This window comes from Leptolyngbya sp. AS-A5 (genome assembly GCF_039962495.1).
Taxonomy (GTDB): Bacteria; Cyanobacteriota; Cyanobacteriia; order Leptolyngbyales; family Leptolyngbyaceae; genus Leptolyngbya.
On the sequence record NZ_JAMPLL010000001.1, the window covers coordinates 62,114 to 84,314 of the forward strand.

Annotated in this window: 23 protein-coding genes and 1 riboswitch; of the genes, 12 read left to right on the forward strand and 11 right to left on the reverse strand. The window is 48.0% G+C overall.

Annotated features, from left to right (window positions below; all coding sequences use genetic code 11):
* Positions 1-172 precede the first annotated feature (172 nt).
* Positions 173-1,774, forward strand: a complete 1,602-nt coding sequence (locus NC980_RS00330) for an Hsp70 family protein (protein WP_190378878.1) — start codon at positions 173-175, stop codon at positions 1,772-1,774.
* Here NC980_RS00330 and NC980_RS00335 read toward each other — a convergent pair.
* Positions 1,771-2,016: a hypothetical protein gene (locus NC980_RS00335; RefSeq protein ID WP_190378510.1), complete on the reverse strand. Its 246-nt coding sequence runs from the start codon at positions 2,014-2,016 to the stop codon at positions 1,771-1,773. The two genes, NC980_RS00330 and NC980_RS00335, sit on opposite strands and share 4 nt — an antisense overlap.
* Before the next feature lie 238 nt (positions 2,017-2,254).
* Here NC980_RS00335 and NC980_RS00340 point away from each other — a divergent pair, with 238 nt between their 5' ends.
* Complete coding sequence (locus NC980_RS00340) at positions 2,255-2,437, forward strand: hypothetical protein (protein ID WP_190378918.1); 183 nt, start codon at positions 2,255-2,257, stop codon at positions 2,435-2,437.
* On the opposite strand, the gene NC980_RS00345 is transcribed toward NC980_RS00340, so the two are convergent.
* Positions 2,434-3,363, reverse strand: coding sequence for a sugar ABC transporter permease (locus tag NC980_RS00345; RefSeq protein ID WP_190378511.1), 930 nt, complete (start codon positions 3,361-3,363; stop codon positions 2,434-2,436). The two genes, NC980_RS00340 and NC980_RS00345, sit on opposite strands and share 4 nt — an antisense overlap.
* A gap of 140 nt (positions 3,364-3,503) precedes the next feature.
* Here NC980_RS00345 and purN point away from each other — a divergent pair, with 140 nt between their 5' ends.
* Positions 3,504-4,124 carry a phosphoribosylglycinamide formyltransferase gene (gene purN / locus NC980_RS00350; RefSeq protein ID WP_190378512.1) on the forward strand — a complete coding sequence of 207 codons (621 nt, stop codon included), beginning with the start codon at positions 3,504-3,506 and terminating at the stop codon, positions 4,122-4,124.
* A 202-nt stretch (positions 4,125-4,326) separates the two neighbouring features.
* Positions 4,327-5,265, forward strand: coding sequence for a branched-chain amino acid ABC transporter permease (locus NC980_RS00355; protein ID WP_190378513.1), 939 nt, complete (start codon positions 4,327-4,329; stop codon positions 5,263-5,265).
* Here the strand turns inward: NC980_RS00355 and NC980_RS00360 are convergent.
* Positions 5,227-5,889 (reverse strand): HAD-IB family phosphatase, encoded by a 663-nt coding sequence (locus tag NC980_RS00360; protein WP_190378514.1) that lies wholly within the window; start codon positions 5,887-5,889, stop codon positions 5,227-5,229. The two genes, NC980_RS00355 and NC980_RS00360, sit on opposite strands and share 39 nt — an antisense overlap.
* Positions 5,890-6,062: 173 nt before the next feature.
* On the opposite strand from NC980_RS00360, the gene NC980_RS00365 reads away from it, so the two are divergent.
* The gene (locus NC980_RS00365) at positions 6,063-7,022 is read left to right on the forward strand and encodes a CHAD domain-containing protein (RefSeq protein ID WP_190378515.1); all 960 of its coding nucleotides are present in this window, start codon (positions 6,063-6,065) and stop codon (positions 7,020-7,022) included.
* A gap of 62 nt (positions 7,023-7,084) precedes the next feature.
* Positions 7,085-7,426, forward strand: coding sequence for a hypothetical protein (locus NC980_RS00370; protein WP_190378516.1), 342 nt, complete (start codon positions 7,085-7,087; stop codon positions 7,424-7,426).
* Between the two features lie 39 nt (positions 7,427-7,465).
* On the opposite strand, the gene NC980_RS00375 is transcribed toward NC980_RS00370, so the two are convergent.
* The 3 genes from NC980_RS00375 to NC980_RS00385 all read right to left on the reverse strand — a co-directional run bounded on the left by NC980_RS00375 (position 7,466) and on the right by NC980_RS00385 (position 11,141).
* The gene (locus NC980_RS00375; RefSeq protein ID WP_242027118.1) at positions 7,466-8,101 is read right to left on the reverse strand and encodes a universal stress protein; all 636 of its coding nucleotides are present in this window, start codon (positions 8,099-8,101) and stop codon (positions 7,466-7,468) included.
* Positions 8,102-8,203: 102 nt separating this feature from the next.
* A riboswitch (cyclic di-AMP (ydaO/yuaA leader) is annotated at positions 8,204-8,327 on the reverse strand.
* A gap of 418 nt (positions 8,328-8,745) precedes the next feature.
* Complete coding sequence (locus NC980_RS00380) at positions 8,746-9,642, reverse strand: DMT family transporter (RefSeq protein ID WP_190378517.1); 897 nt, start codon at positions 9,640-9,642, stop codon at positions 8,746-8,748.
* The gene (locus NC980_RS00385; RefSeq protein ID WP_190378518.1) at positions 9,642-11,141 is read right to left on the reverse strand and encodes an NAD(P)/FAD-dependent oxidoreductase; all 1,500 of its coding nucleotides are present in this window, start codon (positions 11,139-11,141) and stop codon (positions 9,642-9,644) included. Before NC980_RS00385 ends, NC980_RS00380 begins: the two co-directional genes overlap by 1 nt.
* 80 nt (positions 11,142-11,221) lie before the next feature.
* Here NC980_RS00385 and NC980_RS00390 point away from each other — a divergent pair, with 80 nt between their 5' ends.
* Both NC980_RS00390 and NC980_RS00395 read left to right on the forward strand, forming a co-directional pair.
* Positions 11,222-11,650 (forward strand): peptidylprolyl isomerase, encoded by a 429-nt coding sequence (locus tag NC980_RS00390; RefSeq protein ID WP_190378519.1) that lies wholly within the window; start codon positions 11,222-11,224, stop codon positions 11,648-11,650.
* A 322-nt stretch (positions 11,651-11,972) separates the two neighbouring features.
* Positions 11,973-13,427 (forward strand): glycosyltransferase, encoded by a 1,455-nt coding sequence (locus tag NC980_RS00395; protein WP_190378520.1) that lies wholly within the window; start codon positions 11,973-11,975, stop codon positions 13,425-13,427.
* 177 nt (positions 13,428-13,604) lie between these two features.
* Here NC980_RS00395 and NC980_RS00400 read toward each other — a convergent pair whose 3' ends face one another.
* From NC980_RS00400 to NC980_RS00415, 4 genes are all read right to left on the reverse strand, one after another.
* Complete coding sequence (locus NC980_RS00400) at positions 13,605-13,868, reverse strand: hypothetical protein (RefSeq protein WP_190378521.1); 264 nt, start codon at positions 13,866-13,868, stop codon at positions 13,605-13,607.
* A gap of 179 nt (positions 13,869-14,047) precedes the next feature.
* Positions 14,048-14,317, reverse strand: coding sequence for a GlsB/YeaQ/YmgE family stress response membrane protein (locus NC980_RS00405; protein WP_190378522.1), 270 nt, complete (start codon positions 14,315-14,317; stop codon positions 14,048-14,050).
* A 217-nt stretch (positions 14,318-14,534) separates the two neighbouring features.
* The gene (cphA, locus tag NC980_RS00410) at positions 14,535-17,243 is read right to left on the reverse strand and encodes a cyanophycin synthetase (protein ID WP_190378523.1); all 2,709 of its coding nucleotides are present in this window, start codon (positions 17,241-17,243) and stop codon (positions 14,535-14,537) included.
* A 220-nt stretch (positions 17,244-17,463) separates the two neighbouring features.
* Entirely contained in the window at positions 17,464-18,315 is an 852-nt protein-coding gene (locus tag NC980_RS00415) for a cyanophycinase (protein ID WP_190378880.1), read from the reverse strand.
* 204 nt (positions 18,316-18,519) lie between these two features.
* On the opposite strand from NC980_RS00415, the gene trmD reads away from it, so the two are divergent.
* The 3 genes from trmD to NC980_RS00430 are packed head-to-tail and all read left to right on the forward strand — an operon-like array spanning position 18,520 to position 20,451.
* The gene (gene trmD / locus NC980_RS00420) at positions 18,520-19,239 is read left to right on the forward strand and encodes a tRNA (guanosine(37)-N1)-methyltransferase TrmD (protein WP_190378524.1); all 720 of its coding nucleotides are present in this window, start codon (positions 18,520-18,522) and stop codon (positions 19,237-19,239) included.
* A complete protein-coding gene (locus tag NC980_RS00425; protein WP_190378525.1) occupies positions 19,239-20,222 on the forward strand; it encodes a DUF1517 domain-containing protein in 984 nt (327 codons plus the stop codon). The genes trmD and NC980_RS00425 overlap by 1 nt, the downstream gene beginning before the upstream one ends.
* A 4-nt stretch (positions 20,223-20,226) precedes the next feature.
* Positions 20,227-20,451: a DUF6737 family protein gene (locus NC980_RS00430; protein WP_190378526.1), complete on the forward strand. Its 225-nt coding sequence runs from the start codon at positions 20,227-20,229 to the stop codon at positions 20,449-20,451.
* Here the strand turns inward: NC980_RS00430 and NC980_RS00435 are convergent.
* Positions 20,438-21,076: a Uma2 family endonuclease gene (locus NC980_RS00435; RefSeq protein ID WP_190378527.1), complete on the reverse strand. Its 639-nt coding sequence runs from the start codon at positions 21,074-21,076 to the stop codon at positions 20,438-20,440. The two genes, NC980_RS00430 and NC980_RS00435, sit on opposite strands and share 14 nt — an antisense overlap.
* Before the next feature lie 66 nt (positions 21,077-21,142).
* Here NC980_RS00435 and NC980_RS00440 point away from each other — a divergent pair, with 66 nt between their 5' ends.
* Complete coding sequence (locus NC980_RS00440; protein ID WP_190378528.1) at positions 21,143-22,102, forward strand: M48 family metallopeptidase; 960 nt, start codon at positions 21,143-21,145, stop codon at positions 22,100-22,102.
* Positions 22,103-22,201 lie beyond the last annotated feature (99 nt).

Consider the following 22,201-nt stretch of genomic DNA (forward strand, 5'->3'; position numbering starts at 1 on the left):
AAAAATATTATAAACTCTTGCCATTATTCCCCGGATATACATTACGATTCTCTGACTTTAAGAGAGCGTGAAGTTCAGGATTGAAAACATCGGCAAAATCTTGCTTTAGAGACATCTCTTATGGTTTGGTGAATTGGTATACCTGATTCACGTCAATCTACCTACCGCCAGAATGCCTTACGCGATCGACTTCGGAACCAGTAACACTGTGATCACCCGCTGGAATGCAGCGACCCAACAGCCAGAAACCCTTTCTCTTCCTGGAATTTCGCAGCGCCTTGCCCAAAATCCACCTTTGATCCCAAGTTTGATGTACGTGGAGAATGCAGCGCAGGGAAAAGTTGTGATCGGTCAGCAGGTGCGCGATCGGGCATTAGATATCAGCAGCGATGCGCGATTTTTCCGCAACTTTAAGCGTGGAATTGGGACAGATGTACAGGGATTTTTACCGGAATTAGACGGGAAAACCGTTCGATTTGAGCAGGTTGGCGAGTGGTTTCTAACGCAAATTATCAATCAGCTCAAAACGACTGATCCAGAGATTGCAGAGTCGATCGTGTTTACGGTTCCGGTTGATAGTTTCGAGGCGTATCGATTGTGGTTGGGGCAGATTTGCGAATCGCTGGATATCAATCAGGTGAGAATGATTGATGAACCGACTGCGGCGGCATTGGGATATGGATTAAGCGATCGACAAACGTTATTAGTGGTTGATTTTGGTGGCGGCACACTGGATTTATCGATCGTTCAAATCAACGTGAACGAGATCTCTCAATCGAAACCGTTGGGATTCATTCTGAAATGGGGGCAGAAATCATTTAAGGAACAGTCAGGACAAAAAGCAAGGATTGCTAGAGTGATTGCTAAAGCGGGACAGAATTTAGGCGGCTCAGATTTAGATAATTGGGTCGTGGATCATTTTGTCAAAACTCAGGGACTCACGGCAACACCCTTAATTGCAAGACTTGCAGAACGCCTGAAGATTCAGCTTTCTCTTTCCACTCAAGCGCAAGAAGTGTTCTTCAACGACGAAACGTTTGAAAGCTATGACTTATCGCTCACTCGATCGCAGTTTGAGCAGATTTTGAGCGATCGCGGATTTTTCACTCAGCTTGATGAGTCAATGGAACAAGTGCTGCAACAAGCTCGCCGTCAAGGGTTGGCAACAAGTGATATTGATGCCGTTTTATTAGTGGGTGGAACGGTTCAAATTCCAGCCGTTCACAACTGGGTGCGGCAGTATTTTGACGAAAGCTTGATTCGATGTGAAAAGCCGTTTGAAGCGATCGCTCAAGGCGCACTTCAACTGAGTCAAGGCGTACAGCTTAAAGACTTTCTCTACCACGGTTACGGCATTCGCTATTGGGATCGCAGGCAAAATTGCCACAACTGGCATCCCTTAGTTAAAGCGGGACAGCCTTATCCGATGGAGAAGCCCGTTGAGTTAGTGTTGGGTGCGTCGATCGACGGTCAACCCAGCATCGAACTCGTCATCGGTGAAATGGGCGCAGAAACAGTTCAGACCGAGGTGTATTTTGATGGCGATCGCTTAGTCACTCGAAATCTCACCAGTTCCCAGGCTCCGGTGCAGGCATTAAACGATCGAGAGGGGTCGCGCAGTATTGCAGAGCTTGACCCGCCAGGAGTGCCGGGAAGCGATCGCATTAAAGTGCAATTTCAGGTGGATAGCGATCGCTTCCTCAAAATCACGGTTGAGGATTTGTTAACAGCACGGACGTTAGTCGAGGATCAACCCGTGGTGCAGTTGAGTTAAGAATCGCGCTTTCGTTGGCTCCAAGTTGCGCCGACTGCCGCACCCGCACCCGCTACCATTCCTGCCATCATGCCTTCGCCCGTCTTTCTCACAGGATCTTGGGTCAAGCATTGATTGGTCACGACCTTATCTTGCAAACACTGATTGCTTTCTGCCCAGCTTGCCGAACCGCCTAACACAACGCCAGCCGCACTGCAAACCAATACGACAATCCAAGCCGGGGGATGATTTTTTCTACCCATACTTAACTCTTCGGGCCTAATCTAGTGGAGGAGTACACATTACTTTACTCGTAGATCGGACCCTTGCTCACAAATTTTGTGAAGTTCTGGTGTGAACTTTTAAATAAATTTCATCTGCCGAAAGACAGAAGTACAGAAAGCCTTAATTGATGAGACTTTGCTCAGTTTTGAGGAAATCTGACTAGAATTGAGAGTAGCTTAACATTCAGTCATACATAAGCTCGATCGACCTGGAGGAATGCTCAACATGGACGCGGAAACGATTAAAGAACGGATTAAGCTGATCGAAAGCAAGCGCGAATCTCTATTGAAGCTGATGGAACAGCCGAATCTGGGCGCGTTGCGGATTGACGTGAATCAGGCGCTTGAGGAGATGGATATTCTGATCGAGGAGTTTCAGCAAACCTTCCCGGATGCTTAATCGTCGCTTGATCGCTCTGCTTCGCGCAGTGTTTGGACTTGCCAATACACCAATAGCAACGCGATTAGTAACAGCAATGTTGCCGCCGCCGCCGCATAACCAAAATCAAATTGAGCAAAGGCTTGATCGTAGATGAAGTAAACGAGCAAGTTTGTGGAGTTCATTGGGCCGCCGCCCGTGATTACATAGACTTGCTCGAAGCTTCGTAAGGTAAAAATTGCAGTAGTGACAGTAACGAAGACGATCGTCGGCCTCAATCCCGGCAGCGTCACATATCGAAACTTCTGCCAAGCGTTTGCCCCATCTAGTTCTGCGGCTTCATACCGATTGATTGGAATCGTTTGTAATCCCGCCAGAAACACAAGCATATTAAATCCGATCTGCTTCCAAATGCTAAGCAAGATCAACACAGGCATTGCCCAAACGGTACTCTGAAGCCAAGGAATTGCGGGAATATTAATCGCGTTTAACCACTGATTGATCACGCCATCGCTTTGAAAGAGCCAGCGAAACCCCAATCCAACCGCCACTAACGACGTAATCGACGGAATAAAGTAAGCGGCTCTCAGCAATCCACGAAACAGAATTGATTGATTCAGCAAGACCGCTAAGCTCAAGGGAAGGATCAAACTGGGAATCACGGTTGAGATCGTAAAGTAAGCCGTATTCCCCAATACTTGCCAAAAATCAGGACTCAGCAGCAATCGCCAATAATTCCGTAATCCGACCCAGCGCACCCCTAATCGGGTGAAGCTGCCCATAGTGAAGCTGAGATAGCACAGATACGCGATCGGATACAACACAAACACACCAAGCAGAATCAACGCAGGCGCGAGAAAAACCCAAGCAGCGATCACTTCTCGATCAAGTAAGCGCGAGAATCCGGAATCTGATCGGGGTTTGGTGCGAAGGGAATCAAAGAGCATGAGGGCGATCGTTCAAATTAGGGTTATTTTATCTGTCTGTCTATCAATTAACATGAACAATCAACTTTTAAGAAATTGTTTCTACCAGCGATCGCAGCCCCTACGCTAAACTGAGAAGCTGTTTTCTCATCATCGTTCTCATGGTTGCGCTGATTTCTCCTAAACACGCTGAATTTCCGTCTCATCCGCGCCTCAAGCTTGGCGTGATGGCATCGGGAAGCGGAAGTAACTTTGAAGCGATCGCGCAATCGATTCAAGACGGGCATCTCAATGCAGATATTCAGGTGGTGATTTATAACAATCCGGGTGCAAAAGTCGTCGATCGAGCGAACCGATTTAACGTTCCCGCCGTCTTACTGAATCACCGGGAGTTTGCTAGTCGGGAGGACTTAGATCAAGCGATCGTCAAAACCTTGAAGCAGCATTCAGTGGAGTGGGTGATCATGGCGGGTTGGATGCGGATTGTGACTCCAGTTCTGATTGAGGCATTTCGCGATCGTATTCTCAACATTCATCCAAGTTTGTTGCCGAGCTTTAAGGGCAATCGCGCCGTTGAGCAAGCCTTAGAAGCAGGTGTGAAGATTGCAGGGTGTAGCGTTCATTTAGTCGTTCCAGAAGTCGATAGCGGCGACATTATCATTCAAGCGGCGGTTCCGGTACTTGCAGAAGATACGATCGAAACTTTGCAAGCTCGAATTCATGCAGAAGAACATCGGATCTATCCCGCTGCAATTGCGATCGCTGCGGCAAACTCCTTGTAAATGCTGATTTACATCATCCTTTAGGCTGATGTGTAGTTCGCCCAGAGGCGGCATGATATATACAGATTGAGAAGCTCATCGTCTAACACAAGGGCAGTCCAAACCGGGTAGGGACTGCTTTTTTATTGGCAAAATTTCGGATCTCTTCCCAAACTTCCCCACTTCAGGCACAATCAAGCGATATCGTGATCAAGTGCCGCGCATGGATGCCTTTTTTGCTCAGTTCGTGCAGTTAGTTGTCAATGGAATTTCTGTCGGGAGCATAATCGCGCTCTCAGCAGTGGGATTAACCCTAACTTACGGAATTCTGCGACTCTCAAATTTCGCGCACGGTGATTTCATGACGCTGGGCGCTTATTTTACGCTGCTGTTTAATGCGATCGGTATCAATATTTGGATATCGATGTTTCTCTCTGCGATCGTCACGGTTGGAGTGACTCTACTGAGCGAAAAACTGCTCTGGTCGCCGATGCGAAAAAAACGAGCAACCCCAACCACGCTGATTATTATTTCGATCGGGCTTGCCTTGTTTATTCGCAATGGCATTATCTTGATTTGGGGCGGCGGCAATCAACGGTATAACCTTCCTGTGCTTCGCGCCTTATCTATTTTTGGAATCAATATTCCGTTTAATAAGATACTGGTGATCCTATTAGCAATCGCGGCGATCGCTGGATTACATTACCTGTTGCAAAACACCAAAATTGGTAAAGCAATGCGCGCAGTGGCAGACGATTTAGATCTAGCCCGAACAACAGGAATTAATGTTGATCGCGTCGTGATTTGGACTTGGGTAATCGCCGGAAGTTTGACAGCATTGGGCGGCAGTATGTTGGGATTAGTGGAAGCCGTGCGCCCGAATATGGGCTGGTTCCTAATTCTGCCGCTATTTGCGTCGGTGATTCTAGGGGGAATTGGAAATCCTTACGGCGCGATCGCGGGTGGATTAATTATCGGCATTGCACAAGAGGTCGGAGGCGGATTGACTGATTTGTTAGCACCATTTGCTTCAAATCCGATCGCTGGATTTATTATCGCAACTCGCTTATTTACAGCCCAATACAAACTTGGATTTGCATTGTTAATTATGGTGATTGTGCTGTTAGTGCGTCCGCAGGGATTGTTCAAAGGAACCACCTAAAACATGATCTCGCAAATAATCTTGAACCTCAAAGAAATCACTCCAGGGAATAAAGGCTTTATTGCGTTCTTCTAAATACCGAGTGAGCGGCGGACGCGCAAACACAACTTCGGCAGCTAAAGCGAGATTTAAGTCGGTAATCGAATCCCCGATCGCAATCGATTGATCCGCGTTATATTTCGCCATAATTTGTGCTTTTGCCACGATTTCTGTCTCACTTTCGTAAGCAGAATGAACCTGTAAAAACTGTTCTCTCGTATCGACTTCCATTGCATGAATCGCATAAATTCGATGGCGGAGCGGATTAAGCACAGATTCAACCATTCCCATTAAACCGCCAGAAATCACGACAAAAGGAATCTCCTTGGATTCAAGAAAATCAAGCAGTTCTAATAAACCAGGGCGAATCGGCTGCGATCGCGTGAACTCGATGATGTCTCCATATCGCGCTGCTGGAATCGACTGAATAAACTGTCGGACTCCATCCCGTAAAGTCAGACGTTTCGCATAAATTTCTGGAAGTAAACGCTCTGATAATACAGGTGTAAATTCTCTCAGCATTGCGACAAAGGTTTCTGCCTGGGTAATCGTGCCGTCAAAGTCGCAAAATACAATGCGTTTCATTTTCTTTCCAGATGATTTCTACTTTTATAGTTTGAGCAAGTCAGTATTTTTTATACTTTTTTTGCGCTAGTTTTTGCATTCTGCCTGCAAATCATAAACTAAAGCTAGAGGTTTCTAGATTTGAGCTAATACAAAATTCAAGATGACTGGTAAACCTGTTATGAGAACTCGTTATGAATTTTCAAATAAGATTACCCCAAGAAGCTCTAAGCTATTATGGTCATCGCGCGATCGAAAAGCATTTCCGTAAAGCGATCAAGCACGAAGAGGACGTTTTAGCCGATCGAGACCCAGAAGCACTCCATCAAATGCGAGTGGGGTTAAGACGACTGAGAACTGCAATTCAGGTGTTTGGGTTCGCCGCAGATTTGCCCGAAGCCGCCAGCGAAGCGAGAATTCGCAAATTTGCTCAAGTGTTGGGAGCGGTACGCGATCTAGATGTGCTTCAGCTTGAACTCACTTCGCATACCAGCCTTCCTGCGCGTGAGCAGGACACTTTAAAGGGATCGCTCAAAAAATTGCAGCAGCAGCGATCGCGAGATTTTGATCAACTGCAAAAAACCTTGAAGTCCAAAAAATACGAGGCATTCAAGCAAAGCATGGAGGATTGGTTAGCATGGCCGCAGTTCAGCGCGATCGCCCAGTTGCCCATTCGAGAAGTTTTGCCTGATATTCTCTTGCCCTTGATTAGCGGCATTTTGGTACATCCCGCTTGGCTCATCGGAGTTGAATTCGAGTCCGAGCGAAGAGTTTTCGCACCCATTACACCTGAAGCTATTCGAGAGCAGCTAAAGCAAGACGAGCTCCTGCACGATTTACGTAAGCAGATGAAGCGATTGCGCTATCAAACTGAGCTATTTACCGATTTCTATGGCAAAGAATACGAATCTCAGGTTGATAAATTTAAGCAAATTCAAGAAATTTTAGGACAGATTCAGGATAGCGTGATACTGCAGGCTTTCTTAAACGAACATCTAAGTGATTCGATCGAAAAACTCTGTCCGACTTTCTCAGGACGGCTCGCTCAAAAAAGAACGATCGCTTGGAAAGCATGGCGATCGTTGCAAGAAAAATATTTAGATGTCGATTTTCGGATTCAACTGCGTCAGCTCGTTTTGCAACCCAAATCTTAACCAGCCAAAATCCTAACAAGCAGCGTGGGAATTCTTAGCATATCGTCTCTCACGCTGCTGGTATGCGTACTTTCTTGCGGCTATTCGGTTTAGGTCTAATTATTCTTGGAATCTACTTCTTAGGACAAAAAATTATTTTCACCACTAGCGGTTATGGCTATTGGTTGCAGGGAATCGCAGCAAACGCTTCTATTGCATCCTTAGTTGCCGGAGTCTTGATGCTGATCTTTCTCCCAAGACGCGATCGCAAGCTAGGCTGGATACCGATAACTCTCGGAATCACCTTCGTTTTCTTCAACAGCCGAGCCGTTCTGAATCCCACGAGTCTTTGGCAGTTTTTGGCTTCGTTCGTTTCGATCGCGCTTGGCTATCGAATGCTAATTACAGGACGATCGCCCCTCTAAAATCTAGATCGCAGCAGATCGACGATCTGCTGCACTTTTTTATTCGCCTTCTAATACCGACGGAATCCCCAACACAGGACAGGGGAACGACTTGCCCAGTTGCTTCACCAAGGGATGATCCGGGGCATCACAGCCCAGAATCAGCAGCGATGCGCTTTCCGCCGCCACAACCTCTTTTAGCTCTTTCGCAACCACACCAAACCGCAGATGCGTTTTGAGCGACCCGCGCCACTCTTCCGCCATACATCGAGCATTCCACAGAATACGATCGGCTTGTTCAAACAATTCCGCCGCACCGAACTGCGCTTTTGTCGCGGTTTCTAGCTCCGCGATCGCCGTTCGACTGGTGCGCCATTCGCCTTCGGCTTTTGCTGCGGCTTTACGCTTTGCGCCCGATTCAAATACTGGAATCCGCTTCATCATGCCGTCTTCAACCACGTACACCACTTGAACCGTGACTTGTTTTCCGGTTGCTAAGCGAGTTTGATGAGCGATCCAGAGCGTCAAATCCAATGCGGTCTGGCTCCTAGGTGAATTCGAGTAACCAACGACGAGATTAATTCCCGAATCTGCTGCACCGCTTGGGGCTTTTGCAGGAATTAAAACCATTTTCTGGACAAGATCAGTACGTCCGAGCGTTCCTTGGAGCCGTACCAGCATCGAATGAATGTTCATGAGTGCAACCTCTCTTAACTACAAAAGCGAGAGGTGGGTGAGGGAGTTGTCCCGATCGCAAACGATCGAGTTAGTTTAGGAAACTCAGAGTTAAACACTGAGTCATCCTCCCAATGCCGACGGAGTTAGCTGACGGGCTAAGACTGGAAGGTGTCTTTCTCAGACGGGTGTTTGAGATTCGCCCCAAGAATTGGTTCCTCCGCTTTGAATTTGGTCAGATTACTGTTCTACCAAACTCAGATTAGGCGACCCACAGATTAGCTTCCCTAGATGTTGACGAAATGTAGGCATAACAACCTTGGCTGTTTCACAAATAATTGGGAACCCAAAAGAATCAGGAACACTGGCTCAAGTCGTTGTTAGTTAATTTATTACAGGTGAAAGCGATAGAACTGCTACTTGCAAAACAAAAGTGAGGCATTAACTAATCCAACCCCCGTAGCAAGCCCCCCTTCCAATTATATCAGTCGCTCCTAAAAATCCTGTGCTTCTTTAAAGTCTGTATTCTCATTGACTGAAAAAATCTAATTTCAATTATTAGTTTCTGCTATCGAAACCTCAATCTCCATCCATCTCCAGGATTAAATTGTCGCGATCGCTACACTTTAATAATTGGGTTAACTGTGGAGAAGTTCTATACATTACTAGCGATGGAATAATAAAGCCACTCCCAAAAGAGAAATGAGAACGCCGAAAAACGATCGCAGACTGATCCGATCGCCCATTGCCCGACTAATAGGAAGAACAAACAGGGGACTGGTACTGCTGAGTGCTTGAGCAATCCCCGTGGTGGCAAATTTCAGCGAGGTTTGCTGGAGCCAGATACCGAGATAGGTGCTGATAAAAGCAGTTCCGGCGATTACCACAAGCAAACGACGATCTTTTAGGGGTTTGATCATTGCGCTAATTTGGTGCTGTAGAAGTATCCAGATAAACAGCGCGATCGTGCCCCCGATTAACCGAATTAAGGTACTCCACAAAGAATCAATATCGGTATGAATCAGCGCAGATCTCGATAACACTGCACCCGCCGCTTGCCCGATCGCCGCAAGCAGTCCGTACAAACCTCCTTGTAGGGGGCGAAAGTTCTCATGCCTGTCCGAAACCCGTTCCAAAATCACCCAAACGACCCCAGCGATCGTCAGTCCGATTCCGAGCCAGGCTGAGACAGATAAGCGTTCCTGAAGAAAGATCAAGGCAAGAATCGCAGAGAGTGGCGGGGCGAGGGTTTCAAACAATAAAGTGCGTCGTGCCCCGATACAGTTGAGCGCTTTGAAATAGGTAGTATCTCCGAATCCAATGCCGATTACGCCACTGAGAAACAAGAGAAAAAATGAGGCAGGATCGATCGCCGGAAAGGATTGTCCTGTGAACAAAAAGGTGAGACCGAGCAGCACGATCGCGATCCAGCCTTTTGTAAAATTCAACGCTAAAGGAGTAATCTGCCGTCCGACTCCGGTGTAGACGATCGAGCCGCACGCCCAAATCAATGCAGCAGCGAGCGCGGCAAGTTCACCCCGAAACTGTAGAAAAAAAGACATCAAAGCAAGTCAACCAATTCGAGAGTTTGAGCCGGATCGACCAGAGTATTGGCACAGAGAATCCCAGAAGCCGCCACCGCAGGCACTCCAATTCCCGGCATGGTGCTGTCTCCAACGCGGTAGAGGTTTGCGATCGGCGTGTGGCAACTCGGAAATAATCCCTGTCCTGCTGGAATTCCCGCTCCATAGGTTCCTTGATATCGTCGCAAATATCGCGCATGAGTCAGCGGCGTTCCAACCAGTTCTAGAACAATTCGGTCTTTGAGATCCGGGATGACTCGCTCAACCGCCCGATAAAGTGGCTGCGATCGTGCCCATTTTTTCTGTTCGTATTCGGCATTGCGTGTCCAATCTGCGAAGGGTTCTAAGGTATACGTATGAACCACATGATGACCGGATGGCGCTAGATTTTCATCCCAAACCGAGGGAATGGAAATCATGCAGGTATTCCCAGGAGTCGTGATGTCGCGATCGTCATGCACAACCACATGATGTCCAGTGAGATGCTGTAATCCGTCTGCCCGAATGCCCAGATGCAAGTGCATAAAGCTATCGATCGCAGGCGTAGCCAGCGCATTTTTACGGTAGGAAGTAGGAAGATCTGTCGGCTCTAAAAGCTGAGCATAAGTATCCCAAACACTCGCATTAGAAATGACGATCGCTGCCGATAATGCCTCACCGTTTCGCAGCCGCACTCCCCGAACTTTGCCTGATTCCACCAGAATTTTTTCGACGTGAGTTCCAAGCCGCAATGTCCCGCCCCATTTTTTCAGTCCACGAACCAGTGCATCAACGATCGCTCCACTGCCCCCGATCGGGTAATCAATCACGGAGCTTGTTCGTTCGCCAAACATAAACGCCACTTCAGGCGCGATCGTTCCATGTGCCTTGAGTCCCGACAGCAAAAAACACTCTAAATCGATCAACCGCCGCACCCACGGATCACGAACAGTTTGATCCATCAAATCCCCAACTGAAGCCTGGATCATTGGTAGATTTGGCAACATCTTCAGCAGCGATGGAAGATAGCGACTCAGCAAGATCGGAGCTAATTTCCAATCGCTCCGGAGTGCCAGCGTGGGAATTCCTCGCAACCCTGCGTACAGTTTGAGAAATCGCTTTTCGAGTTCGGTCAGTTCGATCGCACCCTGCGGAGAAATTTGGGACACCGCCGATCGATATTTCTCTAGATTGCCGTAAACCGGGAGTACCGCGTCCGGGAAGTGATAATGCCCGAATGGATCATAAGGAACCGCTTCCACCGATTCCCCTAAGACAGCCAAGACTTGGCGCAAGGGATTCACAGAGTTTGAATCACTTAATCCACAGTAAAACGATGCTCCGGAATCAAAGTGAAACCCCTGCCGCGAAAAGCTATGCACCGCGCCTCCTGGAATGGTATGGCTTTCACACACCAGCACCGACTTGCCATAACGCGCCAAAAGTGCGCCTGCAACCAATCCCCCGATTCCGCTTCCAACTACAATCACATCTTGCATCGTTTCTTGACTCTACCTTAAGAGTTCTGTCATCTCTAACCATTATTGCTAGAGTGAATTGACGCTACAAAAATTTCACTATGACACAAGCAAAATTAGGGGACACCGTCCGCGTTCACTACACAGGCAAACTCGATGATGGCACGGTGTTCGATTCCTCAGCCAACGGCGAACCGTTGGAATTTACGATCGGAGACGGCAACATTATCCCCGGCTTTGAAAAAGCGGTTGTGGGCATGAGCCCGGGAGATGCGAAAACTGAAGTCATTCCCGCTGAGCAAGCGTATGGCGAACATCGCGAAGAAATGGTCGTTGTGGTCGATCGTGCTCAGATGCCGCCGGAAATGCAGCCTGAAATCGGGCAGCAGCTAGAAATTCGGCAACCCTCCGGAGAAACCATCCCAGTCGTGGTGACAGATGTTTCGGAAGCAGATATTACGCTAGATGCAAACCATCCTTTAGCAGGAGAAGATTTAGTTTTTGATATTCAGTTAGTTGAAATAGATTAATAAAACTGATTAATCGAGAAATAATGGGCTTTGTGGCGAAAAATGTTGTTCACAAAGCCTTTTTATTTGTCAAAATTCCGTAATCTGTGTGAATTCAGATGAAGCTCGATCTTGAGCTGGCTTTCTCTATCTAAAAAGAGAAGTCTGTGTTCAGTCCGCTCTGTTGTTAAGCAGTGCTGCTTATCTCTTGAATCTTGAAAGGGATAAATAGCGCGAGTTTAAGCCAATAAGTGATCAAATTCACACAGAGATAAGTTTGACAACTTCTGTAACACGTGGTTTCTATCTATGAAGAAGCTCTTCTGGTCTTTAATCAACTACTATGCGTAAGGGACTGCTGCACAAGCCCGTTGTCTTCTTCGGACCTATCCTCGACAAAATTCTTCTGACTCATTTTGTCGTGATCGGTCTACCGACAGCGCTGTACTACTACATTTTGGAGAATGGATGGGATCTTTCCTTTCTTCACGTTCTGATTCCGATATTGTACCTAGTGACTTCGATCGTGGTAGTCGGGGAAGCGCTGTCCACAGCAATCACGTATCGTCGCGGACATATCGCCAAGGTACCAAAGTTCGGGATTGTGCAGAGGTTCATGCGCTCTCCTCGCACTCAGCCCCTTTACCCGTTGCTCGGAGCTACAGTTGATGTCCCCAAATGCTCGTTAATTGTGGCGGCGTATTTGCCGAACGAACAGCAGATTATTCTAGAAACGCTGGAGTATATCTTAAAGACGACCGAGCGTCCCGAAGCAGGCTTAGAGGTGATTCTGGCATACAATCGACCAGAACGTTTACCGATTGAAGACCGCTTAGAGCAACTGGCTGAGCAGCATCCAGAGCTTCAACTACTTTGTGTCGAAGGCAGTCGATCGAAAGCGCAGAATATTAACGCAGCCTTAGAAATCGTGACCGGAGAAGTGACTGGGATCTTAGATGCAGATCACCACCCAAATCCAGATTGTTTTACTCGCGCTTGGCGCTGGCTCTCGAACTACCGCTATAGCGCTGTGCAGGGGCGCAACGTAATTCGCAATCGGGGTTTTAACTTCATGACACGGATGATTGCGGTCGAGTTTGAGTGTATCTATGGAGTCAGCCATCCGGCAAAATCGCTGCTAGTCGATACGGGTGTGTTTTGTGGCGCAAATGGATACTGGAGAACTTCGGTACTGAAGCACATCGGATTTAGCTCGCGAATGTTGACTGAAGATATCGATGCAAGTTTTAGAACCTTGCTGAGCGGACACAACATCGTGCATGATCCGACGATCGTTGTGACGGAACTCGCGCCTGTAGATGTAAGAGCTTTCTGGTTCCAGCGCAAGCGGTGGGCACAAGGTTGGTTAGAAGTCACTTTGAAATATCAAGCCGTGATTGTACGATCGCTGCGTTTAGACAGTTGGCAGAAAGCCTATTGGACACTACTTCTGGTATATAGTGCAGGCTTTCACTTCATCGCACTGCAAGCGTTTCCAATGGTGTTTAGCTTAACGCTCACAGGCTCACAGGCACCGGATATTGCTCCAGAATATATTTGGGCAATGACCCTATTGACCTTGGCGAGTGGCCCACTACAAACGCTGGCGGCTTGGCTCGTGAGAACTGATGTAATCAAACACTCTGCCAAAGATTTCTGGATTTACTGCTTGTTTATCCCGTTCTACTGTGTGTTTAAAAGCGTAATCGCAATTACGGCAATTTATGATCACATTGTTGGCAATACGGAATGGATTGTGACTCGTCGATCGACCGATGCCCTGCCGGAAGCCAAATAAAAAAGGGAGCCGCGATCGCGGTTCCCTTTAATTCATGACGAGACAGCTAGACTATGCTTGAGCCGCTTGCTTGAGTCACTTCAGTTCCGGCTTCAAGCAGTCCAGCAGCTTCAGCGAGATTGAGCCTCACGATTTTGCGCTACCTTGGGCAAGGTCAAACTGTAGAGTTAACCAAAACTAAGCCAGTACAAATTCAACCAGTGAATTCACACCCAAAGCGTATTCAACTTCATCAATTTGATCGCGATCGCGCCATTCATCAATCACACCTAATAGGCAGCGTACTGCTAAATCTCGTTGAATTAATTCTGTTACAGCTTGCCAGGCATCTGGTGCATTCGAGAAAAAGCCAAGCTGAATCATGCCACCTTCATGCCACCAAATGCTAATCCAACCTGCATCTTGTTCGGTGATTTCGATATGTTGTCCAAGGTAAGTCATCACTACTTTCGCCCCTCGATCCGCGTCTTGATGAATCTTAGGATACGAGCAGTAATGGAGGTTTGACCTCTACTAAAAAGAAGGGATTATCTAGCAGCACTCTCTCTTCCGACAGTAACCGCCAGATAATCCTCAGCACAGATTGAAGCAGTCAATTTCGTAGCAGTCGGGCACTGATACTATGCAGCGCTACGGGTGACGAGTCCCCAAAGAAAGATTGCAATCATGGCTCCGAGGACTGCTACAAGTAAGCCCGGTAAGCTAAATCCGGTCGCAGTGAGGCTGATTGTTCCTTTCGTCAGAAGCGTATACAGGCTTCCGCCTAAGAACGAACCAATGATGCCTAAAATCATGGTGGTGAAAATTCCGCCGCCCTGCCGTCCAGGGTAAAGGAGTTTGGCGATCGCACCTGCAACGATTCCAAGTACAGCCCAAGCAATAATATTCATGCTAGTTTCTCCTAAAGCTTCAAGTTTTTAGTTATGGAGAGTCAATCAATCGATTGAGGTTTTCTATCTAGAGGGGTAGTATATCCCTGTCTTTATCTTCCCTGGGAAGAAAGCATTTTTATTTAATGATCTGATTTCAAAAAAAGACGCGAACATCTTCGGTGGAGCGAAGCTCTCGATCGCGTCTTTCCTGCGTTCATTGCTATCAGACTTCAGCTTATGGAGTCGGAATCGCTTCTCGCGACGGGGAAACAAGCTGCGATCGTAAGTGATTCTCTTGGGCGTTCGCAGGATTCACAGGGGTCATCACCTGTACAGCATTTCGCGCTTCGATCAGCTTAATTGCTCTCGTCACACTTTCCGGCAGAATCACCACTAAACTACCGGGAGTCGCACTATCTAATGCAGCTTGAATTGCAGTGGTTTCATCTAGAATCGTTTCAAAGCGGGCATCGGGTTTAGTTTCCCTCAAACCTTGAGCAATCAGTGCTGCGGTATTGCCGCGATCGCGTCCACGATTGTCGTCGTCTTCTTTGATGATGATACGGTTGAACAAGTCGGCTGAGAGTTTGCCGAGTTGCACAAAATCTTCGTCGCGACGATCGCCAGGTGCGCCAACAACACCGATGCGCTCTCCTTCTTTCCAGTTCTGCACAAATCCACCCAACGCTTGATAGCTATGCGGATTGTGAGCGTAATCGATCAGCACATGGAACTCTCCGAGGCTGAATAGATTCATTCGTCCTGGTGTTTGTTTGGTGGAAGCTTGGAAGGTCATCAGTGCAGCGCGAATGTCCTCGATACGGACACCCTGAGCAAACGCTGCCAAACTTGCAGCGAGAGCATTCGCAATCATAAACGGTGCGCGTCCACCTAATGTTAAGGGCACATTAATCGCTTGCTCGATGCGTAATGTCCAATCGCCTTTGAGAATTGACAGATAGCCATTCTCGTAAACGGCAGCGAGTCCGCCGCGCTGAGTGTGCGATCGAATTAATTCATTCTGCGGATTCATCGAGAAATAAGCGATTTGAGCTGTGACTCGACTCGCCATCGCAGCTACGAGCGGATCATCAGCGTTCAGAACCACATAGCCTTTAGGAAGTGCTGCTTCTGCAACAACGCTTTTCACCCGCGCCATTTCTTCGATCGAGTTGATATCCCCCAGTCCCAGGTGATCCGCCGCAACGTTCAGCACAACACCTACATCACAAGCATTGAAGGCTAAACCCGATCGCAGAATTCCACCCCTGGCACTTTCGAGCACTGCAACTTCAACTGTTGGATCTTGCAAAATCAGTTGGGCGCTTTGAGGTCCCGTATTATCTCCGGGTTCAACCAGGTAGTCGCCAATGTAGGTTCCGTCTGTCGTTGTGTAACCAACCACTTGATTAGTTTGCTTGAAGAGGTGAGCAATTAGCCGAGTGGTTGTGGTTTTTCCATTCGTTCCGGTGATCGCAATAATGGGGACGCGTCCGTTCGTATGTTGAGGGAACAACATATCGATCACAGGTTCGGCAACATTGCGGGGAATGCCTTCGCTCGGTGAAACGTGCATCCGGAATCCAGGAGCCGCATTCACTTCGACAATCACACCATCCATTTCGCGCAGCGGCTTTGAGATATCCTCGGTCACGACATCAATCCCGGCAATGTCTAAGCCGATTATCTTGACGACGCGCTGTGCTAACCAGATATTTTCTGGGTGAATGTCATCGGTACGATCGATCGCCACACCGCCCGTACTCAAGTTCGCTGTTGCTCTGAGATAGCAGATCTCACCTTCGGGTAGAACAGTTTCCAGGGTGTAGCCTTTTTGCTCTAGCAACTCCCAAGAGGTGCGATCGAGTTCAATCTTCGTCAACACATTATCGTGTCCAGTGCCTCGACGCGGATCGCGATTGGTTTCATCAATTAATTCTTGAATCGTCGATCGACCATTGCCAACAACGTGCGCTGGAACCCGTTCAGCCACCGCGACCACTTTTCCATTCACGACTAACACTCGATGATCGCACCCCTGATAAAAGCGCTCTACAATCACCGATTTCGACACTTCTTTTGCCGCATCGTAAGCCGCTTCTGCTTGCTCCCAGTTGGTGATGTTAATCGTAATTCCCCGCCCATGATTGCCATTCAACGGTTTAATCACGATTGGATATCCACCCACATCCTTGATCGCATCTTCTAGTTCATCGAGATAGTTCACGACTGTTCCACGCGGGACAGGCACCCCCGCCGATCGCAGCATTTGTTTCGTGCCTTCTTTATCCGACGCAAGTTCGACTCCTAAAATTCCCGTCTGATTGCTCAGCGTTGCTTGGATGCGTTTCTGATGTACCCCGAAGCCGAGTTGAATCATTGATCGCGCTCCTAGCTCCATCCAGGGAATATTGCGCGATTCGGCTTCTTTGACCAGCGTTTCCGTGCTGGGTCCTAATGCACATTCGGCAGCAACATTGCGTAAATCCTGGAGATCTTGTTCAAGCTCGTCTTTGGGATAGCGACCCGTTTCGACCAGCGTTTGGCAAATCCGAACCGCCGCTCTCGCGGCATAGCGCCCAGCACGTTCGTGGATGTATTCGATCGCAACTTGATACACCCCAGGTTCAGCGGTTTCACGAGTCCGCCCAAATCCCACAGGCATTCCTGTCAACTCTTGAAGTTCAAGCGCAACGTGCTCGATGATGTGTCCCATCATGGTGCCTTCTCGAACCCGCGCCAGAAATCCACCCCGGCAACCCGGAGAGCAATAGTGTTCCACCAAAGACGGAAGCAGCTCGACCAATCCTTCATAAAATCCGGGAATTAGATGAGAAGGCGTTTCGGCGAGGTCTTCCAAATCTAGACGCATTAGAATGACCTTGTGGCGGCGAATGCTCCAGTAGTTAGGACCACGCAACGTCTGAACTTTCAATATCTTCATATCGCTTCAATTCTGGGATACAAGCTGGGAGTAGATGAGAGTCTTGAAATTAAAAGGAAATCAACCGTGAACACAAGTTTCAAGTTTCCGGCGTAAGCTGAATCAGTAGTTTGTAAAGAACTGGCTTCCTCGATCGTCGGAACTGAGAGCGGAGTTTCGTAACACAACGTAACTGTTCTACTGGGCACGATAGCAGAATTGTCGATCGATCAAGGTTAAATCAATCTGCGGCTGCGTGATCCCAAGATGACTGTTGGCGGTAGTTTCGGATCAGCATCGTGCGCTGGCGCAAGTCAAATCGACAACCCGCGCTCAAAACGTGCAGCCGTAAATTTCCCATACAGAGCGGGTCGGTTTTTCCAATGTCCGCTTGATTGGTGTAGGTCATTTCGCCAGGATCGATAATCGTCACGGCACCTTTACCAAGTACCTGAAGAATGCCATCGCCTTCAAACAGGGCACAGGTGTCTTCATCAATTCCAATGCCCAGCAGCGTCGGATGCGCCACGATCGCGCTCATCAGCCGTGCCATGCGATTGCGATTATGAAAATGCTGATCAACTAGAACTTCTGGGATAATGCCCAATCCCAGCGTCATATCGACCAGAGAATGATTCGGAGATTCACCACTACCGCCGCCCGCAATCATGTGATCACCCATGACGGCGGCACCCGCGCTGGTTCCGGCAAGCGTAATTTGTCCCGCCTGCGCCCGCGATCGCACAATGTCCATCACAGGGGTATCGGCAAGCAATCCACAAAGCCGAAGCTGGTCGCCTCCGGTTAGAAACACTCCAGTACATTCGCTCACGTACTCTTGCAGTTCCGGCAAATCACCCTGAGCGCGATCGTCAATATTCAGCACCTTCGCTTCTTGTGCCCCCATGCCGATGAAAATAGTGTGGTAGCGATCGCCAATGACGAGGGGTTCACGCGAGGCAGACGGAATAATGGCGATGCGGGCATCACTCCCTCCTGAGCGCCAAAAGAAGTCACGGAGAATATCTCGACCGTGGAGTTTATCTTCTGCACCGCCGATCACCATAATGGCGGTATTGAGGGACTGAGGCATCTGCGGTTTAATCGATTGCAAGACTGACTCTAGCATGAAGGATAAGGAATATAGGGATGAACGATGAATGAGTGGCGAGAATTCGGTTTAGGATCAAACGGGTAGGATTGGCATGAGGGATTGAAGGTTGGCGATCCAATTTCGTATGACTTTCAATCATGCCAAATTATCAATTCCTTGTAACGCAATTTCGCTCTTTAAAATATGCGCTTCGATATTGTGACGTTATTTCCCGATTTCTTTGAGTCGCCGCTCAGTTCTGGGTTGCTGGGGAAAGCGTTGGCTAAAAATATTGCTGAAGTTCATTTGATCAATCCGCGTGATTTTGCGATCGATAAGCATCGGCGGGTTGACGATGAGCCTTATGGCGGTGGAGTGGGGATGCTAATTAAGCCGGAGCCAATTTTCGCGGCGGTGGAATCCCTCCCAATTTTACCGAGGCGCGAGGTGATATTTGTGACACCTCAAGGGGAGCCAATGCAGCAATCCATGCTGAAAGAATTTGCCACAAACTTGGAGCAAATTGTCATCATTTGCGGACATTATGAAGGAGTAGACGAGCGAGTGATGAGTTTAGTCACTCGTGAGGTGTCGCTCGGAGATTTTGTGTTGACTTGTGGAGAAATTCCAGCGTTGGCATTACTAAATGGCACAATTCGACTATTACCAGGTGCGATCGGTAAAGAAGATTCACTCAAATATGAAAGTTTTGAAGCCGGATTGCTCGATTATCCGCAATATACTCGTCCGCCTGTGTTTAGAGGATTAGAGGTGCCTGCTGTTCTGCGATCGGGCAATCATGCTGCCATCGATCGCTGGCGCACCGAACAACAAATCGAACGCACTCGGAATCGCCGTCCAGATTTATATGCTGATTGGCTGAAAGAATCTGAGCAAATCAAAAAAAAGGTCAATCTCGAATAATGTTTATCCAACCATTCCGCCTGCTGTGTGCCACGATCGCGAGTTCTGTCGTTCTGAACTCAGTTCAAATCCCGTTGCTGTTGCGCTCTGAACTGTTGATTGATTCTGCTGCCTATGCAGCACGCAGTGGTGGGCGGAGTGGAGGTGGCTCGTTTAGCCGTCCTTCGGGAAGTTCTAGTAACCGTTCTTCGGGAAGTTCTAATCGCAGTAGTGGCTCTGATTCCGGTGGATCTGTGGCTCCTCGATCGGGTGGGTACTATGGTGGCGGGTATTATGGCGGAGGTTACGGTGGTAGCCACTCCAGCGGCAGTGCTGTTCTGTGGCTGATTGTGGGATTGATGCTCATCGGAGGAACAGCGCTAGCCATTTGGGTTTGGTTTATTCTCAAGGCAGGCAAGCAGGGAGGCGGCGAGCTTGAAAACGATGTCGTGACGGTGACAGAGGTTCAAGTTGGCTTACTTGCAGAAGGTCGCGCGATTCAATCGCAGTTAGCGGAGATTGTTCAACAAGCCGATACGGAGACGATCGAGGGACTTCACGCCGAATTACAAGAAGCGGTGTTGGCGCTATTGAGAATGCCGGAAAACTGGAGCCATGTCCGTGCAAGTTCGCAGACGGTGAAGACCCGCGAAGAAGCGGAGAAATTGTTTAATCAACAATCGATCGTAGAACGCAGCAAGTACACTACAGAAACGCTGACTAATGCGAGCGGTAAACTGGTGCAAAAAGACTTTGAGCTTGATCCAGATAAAGATCCTGCTTCTTACATTGTGGTGACGTTATTGGTCGGAACCGCAGACGATAAGCCTTTGTTTTCTGAACTCCGAACTACTGAAGCACTCACAGAAGTTCTGACTCAGCTTTCAAGCCTTAACATGGATTATCTGCTCAGGTTTGAACTGCAATGGACACCGCAGGTTGAAGGCGATAGTCTCACTTACGACGAGATGCTGATGGAATACCCCGAAATGCTGCAAATTTAGAGCAATGAAGCAATCCATAAACGTTTGGGACTCTAAGCCTTGGTGGTGTCAGCCTTGGTCAATCTTGTTAACTGGGGTGGGATTGATTAGCGGCAGTTGGTTGCTGTTGCGATCGATTTGGGTAACAGCTTTAGTTGCAATTCCAGTCCTAACCTGGATGGTTTTCTTTCTCTTGATTTATCCGAAAGCCGTGGCAAAAAGTCTGGAGCAGGAAACTACAACCGATTAAATTCCGATAGTAGCCAGGCACCAACCTGGCTTTGATTTTGCTGACGACTGCGTTGGAGTGCTTCTTGAAGCAGTGCGATCGGTAAGTTCGAGAGGACAGTGGATTCTGTGGTGCGGCGACTGCCTTGATTTTCGATTGCAAATGCCAGAACGCGAACGTTTCTGACATCAAAAATCCAATACTCTTTTACCTGCAAATCCTCGTATAAGAGCCGCTTTTCACCCTGATCATCCGATAAGGAAGTGTTGGCAATTTCGATGACTAAATCTGGCGGAGGAAAGCGATCGAGATCGATGATTGTTGTTCCCCAGGGCACAATTTCTGCGTTTTCATTCAGGTAGTACGCTAAATCTGGCTGTGCTTCTCGAACACCTGCTTTGCGAAATGTACAGTTATTGAGTCCTTTCGCGGGAATTTCCTTCAACGTACAAAACAATGTTACTGCAAAGTTTGCGATCGTGTTGTCCGCCGCATGATCGTGTCCAAGTGGGGGCATTTCAATCCTAAACCTGTGATCGTGATAATAACTTTTCGCCTTCTCAAAAGCTGGTTGCTCGATCGTTTCTAAATATTCCTGCCAGCTTGCAGCAACCCAAGTCTCTGTTGGAATTTGAATGATGTTCATGATCAATCCAGGAGAACATAAGCATATGTTAGCGTTGATGAACCTGATTCAATGAGAAGAGGTGCAATGCCAAACTATCCCGGAATTTCGAGTGAAGCCTTTCGTCATCCGCTCGATCGACAAGCAGAACAAGCACTGCGGAGCGTACCCGGATTTGATCTGGTGGCTCGAAAGTTTGTGGAGTTTGTCTACGAACGTCCTCGCTACATCTACTTGATGGGTAACTCAGTTCAGGTGGGAGTTCGACAGTTCTCAACGGTTTATCAAATCTTTCGCGAATGCTTGCAGAGCTTAGATATTACACCTGAACCTGCCTTGTTTGTGTCACAAGCGCCATCAGTCAATGCATTTGCACTTGGACAAGAAAAACCTTGCGTCGTGTTGAATAGCGCATTGTTAGATTTGCTCTCTGAAACCGAGCTACGATCGGTAATCGCTCATGAACTCGGACATCTTAAATGTGGACATACGACGCTGACACAGATGGCAATGTGGATGAATTTTGCGATCGCAGGCTTAGCAGATCTCACCTTTGGTCTGAGTAACTTCATCAGTACGGGCTTAATGTTGGCGTTTTATGAATGGTTGAGAAAAGCAGAACTCTCCGCCGATCGCGCTTCACTCTTAGTAATGGATGAACTCAATCCAACCCTCAACGGCATGATGCGACTCGCCGGAGGTTCACTAAAATATGCTCACGAAATGAGCTTGGAGGAACTGATCAAGCAAAGCGATCGCTATCAAGCATTGGATGATGATCAATTAAATCAGCTCTACAAATTCTCGCTCTATAACGATGTATCAAATGGTGTATTTCTATCGCATCCATTTACGATCGAACGCATTCGATATTTGCAGGAGTGGGCAGCTTCTCCTGAATTCCAAAACATCCGCCAGGGGAACTATGTACGAGTCGGAGCAGAAGGAGTCGTAAACGTTGAGCCGCACAACGAGGAAGCCGATCAGCTAAAGCGACAGATCGAAGAATTGCAGCGAGAAATCGATCGCATTCGACGATCGCAATAACTCAGCACTGGTAAAATCACTGCTTACAACCGTCAGTCTAATAAGTTACATACGATCGAGTGAATGTCTGCTACCATACAGCATTGGCTTATTTCTACG

What these genes read in the sequence shown, in the direction of transcription:
- NC980_RS00380 (WP_190378517.1), bottom strand. Translation starts at nt 9,642, where the DNA reads ATGTCTTTTTTTCTACAGTTTCGGGGTGAACTTGCCGCGCTCGCTGCT.
- NC980_RS00370 (WP_190378516.1), top strand. Translation starts at nt 7,085, where the DNA reads ATGCGTACTTTCTTGCGGCTATTCGGTTTAGGTCTAATTATTCTTGGA.
- NC980_RS00355 (WP_190378513.1), top strand. Translation starts at nt 4,327, where the DNA reads ATGGATGCCTTTTTTGCTCAGTTCGTGCAGTTAGTTGTCAATGGAATT.
- NC980_RS00365 (WP_190378515.1), top strand. Translation starts at nt 6,063, where the DNA reads ATGAATTTTCAAATAAGATTACCCCAAGAAGCTCTAAGCTATTATGGT.
- NC980_RS00430 (WP_190378526.1), top strand. Translation starts at nt 20,227, where the DNA reads ATGAAGCAATCCATAAACGTTTGGGACTCTAAGCCTTGGTGGTGTCAG.
- NC980_RS00415 (WP_190378880.1), bottom strand. Translation starts at nt 18,315, where the DNA reads ATGCCTCAGTCCCTCAATACCGCCATTATGGTGATCGGCGGTGCAGAA.
- purN (WP_190378512.1), top strand. Translation starts at nt 3,504, where the DNA reads ATGGTTGCGCTGATTTCTCCTAAACACGCTGAATTTCCGTCTCATCCG.
- NC980_RS00340 (WP_190378918.1), top strand. Translation starts at nt 2,255, where the DNA reads ATGCTCAACATGGACGCGGAAACGATTAAAGAACGGATTAAGCTGATC.
- NC980_RS00360 (WP_190378514.1), bottom strand. Translation starts at nt 5,889, where the DNA reads ATGAAACGCATTGTATTTTGCGACTTTGACGGCACGATTACCCAGGCA.
- NC980_RS00330 (WP_190378878.1), top strand. Translation starts at nt 173, where the DNA reads ATGCCTTACGCGATCGACTTCGGAACCAGTAACACTGTGATCACCCGC.
- NC980_RS00405 (WP_190378522.1), bottom strand. Translation starts at nt 14,317, where the DNA reads ATGAATATTATTGCTTGGGCTGTACTTGGAATCGTTGCAGGTGCGATC.
- NC980_RS00395 (WP_190378520.1), top strand. Translation starts at nt 11,973, where the DNA reads ATGCGTAAGGGACTGCTGCACAAGCCCGTTGTCTTCTTCGGACCTATC.
- NC980_RS00385 (WP_190378518.1), bottom strand. Translation starts at nt 11,141, where the DNA reads ATGCAAGATGTGATTGTAGTTGGAAGCGGAATCGGGGGATTGGTTGCA.
- NC980_RS00425 (WP_190378525.1), top strand. Translation starts at nt 19,239, where the DNA reads ATGTTTATCCAACCATTCCGCCTGCTGTGTGCCACGATCGCGAGTTCT.
- cphA (WP_190378523.1), bottom strand. Translation starts at nt 17,243, where the DNA reads ATGAAGATATTGAAAGTTCAGACGTTGCGTGGTCCTAACTACTGGAGC.
- NC980_RS00400 (WP_190378521.1), bottom strand. Translation starts at nt 13,868, where the DNA reads ATGACTTACCTTGGACAACATATCGAAATCACCGAACAAGATGCAGGT.
- NC980_RS00345 (WP_190378511.1), bottom strand. Translation starts at nt 3,363, where the DNA reads ATGCTCTTTGATTCCCTTCGCACCAAACCCCGATCAGATTCCGGATTC.
- NC980_RS00375 (WP_242027118.1), bottom strand. Translation starts at nt 8,101, where the DNA reads ATGAACATTCATTCGATGCTGGTACGGCTCCAAGGAACGCTCGGACGT.
- NC980_RS00335 (WP_190378510.1), bottom strand. Translation starts at nt 2,016, where the DNA reads ATGGGTAGAAAAAATCATCCCCCGGCTTGGATTGTCGTATTGGTTTGC.
- trmD (WP_190378524.1), top strand. Translation starts at nt 18,520, where the DNA reads ATGCGCTTCGATATTGTGACGTTATTTCCCGATTTCTTTGAGTCGCCG.
- NC980_RS00435 (WP_190378527.1), bottom strand. Translation starts at nt 21,076, where the DNA reads ATGAACATCATTCAAATTCCAACAGAGACTTGGGTTGCTGCAAGCTGG.
- NC980_RS00440 (WP_190378528.1), top strand. Translation starts at nt 21,143, where the DNA reads ATGCCAAACTATCCCGGAATTTCGAGTGAAGCCTTTCGTCATCCGCTC.
- NC980_RS00390 (WP_190378519.1), top strand. Translation starts at nt 11,222, where the DNA reads ATGACACAAGCAAAATTAGGGGACACCGTCCGCGTTCACTACACAGGC.